This window comes from Achromobacter sp. UBA5777 (assembly GCF_002418565.1).
In the GTDB taxonomy this organism is placed as follows: Bacteria; Pseudomonadota; Gammaproteobacteria; order Burkholderiales; family Burkholderiaceae_B; genus Achromobacter; species Achromobacter animicus.
Genome location: NZ_DIEJ01000210.1, coordinates 484 through 5469 on the forward strand (window position 1 = coordinate 484; position 4986 = coordinate 5469).

General features: G+C 68.5%; 7 protein-coding genes and 1 pseudogene. All 8 read right to left on the reverse strand.

The annotated features are described in order from the left end of the window. Positions 1-346, reverse strand: a 346-nt coding sequence (gene ccmI, locus B3446_RS17340; protein WP_291383705.1) for a c-type cytochrome biogenesis protein CcmI, incomplete at its 3' end; no start/stop codon positions are given. Beyond that, the gene (locus B3446_RS17345) at positions 343-876 is read right to left on the reverse strand and encodes a cytochrome c-type biogenesis protein (RefSeq protein ID WP_291383707.1); all 534 of its coding nucleotides are present in this window, start codon (positions 874-876) and stop codon (positions 343-345) included. The genes ccmI and B3446_RS17345, both read right to left, overlap by 4 nt. Further along, positions 873-1394, reverse strand: a complete 522-nt coding sequence (locus B3446_RS17350) for a DsbE family thiol:disulfide interchange protein (RefSeq protein WP_175124117.1) — start codon at positions 1392-1394, stop codon at positions 873-875. The genes B3446_RS17345 and B3446_RS17350 overlap by 4 nt, the downstream gene beginning before the upstream one ends. Next, positions 1394-3406, reverse strand: coding sequence for a heme lyase CcmF/NrfE family subunit (locus tag B3446_RS17355; protein WP_291383710.1), 2013 nt, complete (start codon positions 3404-3406; stop codon positions 1394-1396). Before B3446_RS17355 ends, B3446_RS17350 begins: the two co-directional genes overlap by 1 nt. Further along, the gene (gene ccmE / locus B3446_RS17360; RefSeq protein ID WP_291383712.1) at positions 3403-3861 is read right to left on the reverse strand and encodes a cytochrome c maturation protein CcmE; all 459 of its coding nucleotides are present in this window, start codon (positions 3859-3861) and stop codon (positions 3403-3405) included. The genes B3446_RS17355 and ccmE overlap by 4 nt, the downstream gene beginning before the upstream one ends. After that, positions 3858-4040 carry a heme exporter protein CcmD gene (ccmD, locus tag B3446_RS17365; RefSeq protein WP_291383714.1) on the reverse strand — a complete coding sequence of 61 codons (183 nt, stop codon included), beginning with the start codon at positions 4038-4040 and terminating at the stop codon, positions 3858-3860. The genes ccmE and ccmD overlap by 4 nt, the downstream gene beginning before the upstream one ends. Then, positions 4037-4812: pseudogene (gene ccsA / locus B3446_RS17370) on the reverse strand (cytochrome c biogenesis protein CcsA). Before ccsA ends, ccmD begins: the two are co-directional and overlap by 4 nt. 8 nt (positions 4813-4820) lie before the next feature. Next, the coding region (locus B3446_RS17375) for a heme exporter protein CcmB (RefSeq protein ID WP_349680049.1) at positions 4821-4986 on the reverse strand (166 nt) is incomplete at its 5' end.

A 4986-nucleotide genomic window follows, 5' to 3' on the forward strand; every position in this document is an offset into this window, starting at 1 on the left:
ACTGCCCGTACAACAGCACGGCGGCCACCGGGACGGCCACCGTCAGCACGCACGCCGCGGCAATGCCGGCGCGCTGTCCGCCCAGCCGCGCGCGGGGATCACGGCGCATCGCCAGGTCCTGCAGCAGATCGCGTTGCAGCTCTTCGTCGGCTCGGGCGTGCGCTTGCGGGCTGAGCGCGCCATTAGCCAGATCGCGCCGCAGTTGCTCCCGCTGCGCCAGGTAGAAGGCGCGCACGCTGGCGTCCGACGCGGTTTCCGCGGCCGGCGTGCGACGCAGCAGCGGCGGCACGAGGCAAAGCAGGGTGGCCAGCAGCAGGGCCAGGACGATGAGCCAGAGCGTGGTCATGAGCCGGAATCCAGGAAGCGGGCGGCGCGGGCGCGTTCGTCCGCAGTCAGCGGCGCGCGCGTGCCGGCGCGCCGTTTGAGCGTGCGCACCAGCACCAGGAAGCCCACGGCCAGCAGCGCGAATGGGCCCACCCACAGCAGCCAGGTAATCGGCTTGAAGGGCGGGTCGTAGCGCACGAAGTCGCCGTAGCGGTCTTCGAAGAAGCGCATGATTTCCGTGTCGGACTTGCCTTCGGCAAGTTGGCCGCGGATGAGCTTGCGCATGTCGAGGGCGAGGGGCGCGTTGGATTCGGCCAAGGTCTGGTTCTGGCAGACGAGGCAGCGCAGGCCGTGCGCGAGCTTGTCGGCGCGCTGTTCCTGTTCGGTGGACAACACGGGTGAGGCAGCCGTCGCGGCGCGAAGCGTCCCCGGGGTCAGCAGTGTGACCAGCAGGCCGGTCACCAGGACGGCCTGCATGGCCACCGATACCAGCTTGCGGGGCAACCGATGCCACGACGTCAACGGACTGAGATGCACACGCCGGGCCCTCATTGCAGCGCCTCGATGACCGGCTGCAAGCGGGTACGCCATAGCTCCGGCGTGATCAGCCCCAAATGCTTGTACCGGATGCGGCCGTCGCCGTCGATCACGAACGTCTCGGGCACGCCATACACGCCGTATTCGATGCCGACGCGTCCGTCGACGTCGCTGGCGGAGGCCAGATACGGATTGCCATTGCGCGCCAGCCACTGCCGCGCCTCGTCGGGTTTGTCCTTGTAGTTCAGCCCGTAAAGCGCAATGCCATGGCGCTGCGCGGCCTCGCGCAGTACGGGCAGCTCATCCTTGCACGGCCCGCACCACGACGCCCACACATTCAGCAGCCAGACCTTGCCCCGCTGCGATTCCACGTCCAGTGTCTTGCCGGGCTCCAGCAGATCCGGCAGGCCGATGGCGGGCGCGGGCTTGTCGATCATGGCCGACGGCACCGCGCGCGGATCACGCGACAGCCCCTTCGCCAGGAACACGGCCATGGCCAGGAACACGGCGAGCGGCAGCAGATAGCGCAGCATCAATAGCCCTCCCGCGCCGCGCCCGCAGTCTCGGGTGGGGCAGCGTGCGCGTCCTTGCGCGCCTGCGCCTCGCGCGCGCGGCGGTAACGTCCGTCGCCCGCCGCCAGCAGTCCGCCCAGCGCCATCAGGATGCAGCCGGTCCAGATCCACGTCATGAAGGGCTTGACCTGGATGCGCACGGTCCAGGCGTTGTCGGCCACGGGTTCGCCCAACGCCACAAACAGGTCGCGGGTGAAGCCGCTGTCGATGTCAGCCTGACTGAGCGCCATGTCCTGCACGGTGTAGTGGCGCTTTTCGGGATACAGCGTCACCACGGGTTTGCCATCCCGCACCACATGGAACACGGCGCGCTGCGCGGTGTAGTTGGGGCCGGTGGCCGGGCCGATGCCGGCAAATGTGAACTGGTAGCCGCCGGCTTCCTGCGTGGTGCCCACGTCGACGCGCAGTTCGCGTTTGACCTCATAGCCGTTGGCCAGCGTGACACCGGCGATGAAGACGCCGATACCCGCATGCGCCAGCAGCATGCCGTACCACGAGCGCGGCTGGCGGGTCAGCCGCCGTAGCAGCTCGCCGTCGCCGTCGGTCAGGCGCTGCCACGCGTGTGCGGCGGCGCTGGCGACCGACCAGGCGGCCAGCCACAGCCCCAGCACGATCAGTGGCGATCCGAAGCGAGACGACCCGGGCATCGCCAGCGGCACAAGCACCGCCGTCAGCACGCTGACCGCAAAGGCCACGCGCAGGCGTTTGCCCAGGTCGGGAAGCTCTGCCTGTTTCCAGCGGGCGACGGGCCCCACCCCCATCAGGAAAATCGCAGGCGTCATCAGCGGCACGAACACGGCTTCGAAGTAGGGCGGGCCGATGGAGATCTTGCCCCACTCGAGCACGTCCAGCACGACGGGATACAAGGTGCCCAGCAGTACCGAGCCCGCCGCGACCGTCAGCACGACGTTGTTGGACAGCAGCAGCGATTCGCGCGACAGCAGCGAAAAGCCGCCACCCAGCCCGACCGTGGGCGCGCGCCAGGCGTACAGGGCAAGCGAACCACCCACGATCACCGTCATGAAGGCAAGAATGTACAGGCCGCGCCCGGGGTCCACGGCAAAGGCGTGGACCGAGGTGAGCACGCCCGAGCGGACCAGGAACGTGCCCAGGATGCTGAGCGAAAACGTGCAGATGGCCAGCAGCACCGTCCAACTGCGGAAGGCGCCGCGCCGCTCGGTGACGATCAGCGAATGGATCATCGCGGTGCCCGCCAGCCACGGCATGAAGGAGGCGTTTTCGACCGGGTCCCAGAACCACCAGCCGCCCCAGCCCAGCACGTAGTACGCCCACGCGCTGCCCAGCAGGATGCCGATGGTCAGGAACGTCCACGCGGCCAGCGTCCACGGCCGCACCCAGCGCGCCCACATCGCGTCCAGCTCGCCCGACAGCAGCGCCGCGATGGCAAACGCGAACGCCACCGAAAAGCCGACGTAACCCATGTACAGCATGGGCGGATGCACGATCATGCCGGGGTCCTGCAACAGCGGATTCAGGTCGCGGCCGGCCATCGCGGCCGGAATCAGGCGCTCGAATGGATTGGACAGGAACAGCATGAACAGCAACAGGCCGACGCTGATCCAGCCCATCACCGCCAGCACGCGGCCCACAAAAGCCAAGGGCAGCCGCTTGCTGCACAGCGCCACGGCCAGCGTCCAGGCTGTCAGCAGGAGCTGCCACAGCAGCAGCGACCCCTCATGCCCGCCCCAGACCGCCGCGAAACGGTAGCCGGCCGGCAGGTCGGCGTGGGAATTCGCGGCCACGTACAGGACCGAAAAGTCGTTGTGCACGAAGGCCCACGCCAGGCAGGCGAAGGCGAGTGTCGTCAGGCCGAACTGCCCGATGGCCGCAGGCCGCGCCACGCGCAGTCCCGCCTGCCAGCCAGTGGCTGCGCCGATGAGCGGCAGGACGCCCTGCGCCAGCGCCACCAGCAGCGCAAGGATGAGGGCGAAGAGGCCGATTTCCGGGATCATTGCGCTTCTGCCTGCAGGGTGGCGGCGGCTCGTTGCTCCGCCTTCTTGATCGCGTCGGCGGCTTCGGGCGGCATGTAGTTTTCGTCGTGCTTGGCCAGCACCTCTGTCGCGCGGAACACACCGTCCGCGCCCAGCTTGCCGGCCACCACCACGCCCCTGCCCTCGCGGAACAGGTCGGGCAGCAAGCCCTGGTAGGTAACGGGCACGGCGTGGGCGGTGTCCGTCACGGCAAAGCGCAGCGTCAGACCGTCAGCCTCCCGTTGCAACGAGCCTTGTTCGACCAGGCCCCCGACGCGAAAGCTGCCGCTGGCGGGCGCCTCGCGCGCGATGACCTGCGTCGGGCTGAAGAAGAACACCAGATTCGATTGCAGGGCGTTGAGCACCAACGCGGTGGCCAGGCCCAGCAGGGCAAGGCCGCCCACAATGGCGAACGCGCGGCGTTTGCGCGGGCTCATCGTTGCGTCCTGCCTGCATTACGGGCGGTGCTGGCAACACCCTCCTGCCGTTGGCCGCTTCGGCGCGCGCGCCGCCACAGCGCCAGCACTTCCCACGCCATCAACGCGAAGGTGACGCCGTAGGCGCCCAGGATGTACGGCCCATGGCCTTGTAGCGAAAAGAGGGTGTCCCAGCTCATGGCGCCTCCGTCCGGGTGCCGCTTGCCGACGCGCCCGGCTGTCCGCCGCCCATCTGTCCGGCGATTTTCTGAATGGCGCCCGGCTCGCGCTCTGCGATGATTCCGCGTACGCGCGCCAGCGCGACCGCTGCGCTGTACAGCCAGAACGCCGCCACCATCAGCAGCATCGCGGTCACCATGATGCGCGCCATGCTCGGGGCGGTAGTCAGGTTGATCGAAGCGCCCTGATGCAGCGTGCTCCACCACTGCACCGAGAAATAGATGATCGGCACATTGACCACGCCCGCCAGCAGCAGGATCGCGCCNNGCCCAGGTACAGGAACAGCAGGATCAGCTCGGACGTGAGCCGCGCGTCCCAGACCCACCACGTGCCCCATGTCGGCTTGCCCCACAGCGCGCCCGTCCACAGCGTCAGAAACGTGAAGATCGCGCCCGTAGGGGCCAGCGCGCGCATCATCATGAACGACAGGCGGGTGTTGAAGATGAGACCCAGCGCCGCATAGCCCGCCATCACCAGGTACAGAAACATCGACATCCAAGCCGCGGCCACGTGGATGAACAGAATGCGATAGACCTCGCCCTGCTGGCTGTCCACCGGCGCCACCACCAGTCCCGTGTACAGTCCCGCGGCCGCCAGCAGCGCGGCGCCCACGGAAAAAAATGGAATCATGCGCCCGGCCAGCGGGTAGAACAGCGCCGGGGACGCGTAGCGCATCCAGGTGGATCGCGCGGGCGCGGCGCGGGGGGAGTCGAAGGTGGAGGGATTGTGCATCGGTAACCTCAGTCCAGCGCCACGCGCAGCGCCGCCGACGCGCTCCAGGGGCAAAGCAGGATCGCCAGGCACAGGCCGGCGCCCAGCAGCGAAAGCTGCGGCCCCGCACCCAGGCCGGCATGCGTGGCCGACACGGCGCCCGCGCCAAAGATCAGCACCGGCACGTACAGCGGC

What these genes read in the sequence shown, in the direction of transcription:
- B3446_RS17355 (WP_291383710.1), bottom strand. Translation starts at nt 3,406, where the DNA reads ATGATCCCGGAAATCGGCCTCTTCGCCCTCATCCTTGCGCTGCTGGTG.
- ccmE (WP_291383712.1), bottom strand. Translation starts at nt 3,861, where the DNA reads ATGAGCCCGCGCAAACGCCGCGCGTTCGCCATTGTGGGCGGCCTTGCC.
- B3446_RS17350 (WP_175124117.1), bottom strand. Translation starts at nt 1,394, where the DNA reads ATGCTGCGCTATCTGCTGCCGCTCGCCGTGTTCCTGGCCATGGCCGTG.
- ccmD (WP_291383714.1), bottom strand. Translation starts at nt 4,040, where the DNA reads ATGAGCTGGGACACCCTCTTTTCGCTACAAGGCCATGGGCCGTACATC.
- B3446_RS17345 (WP_291383707.1), bottom strand. Translation starts at nt 876, where the DNA reads ATGAGGGCCCGGCGTGTGCATCTCAGTCCGTTGACGTCGTGGCATCGG.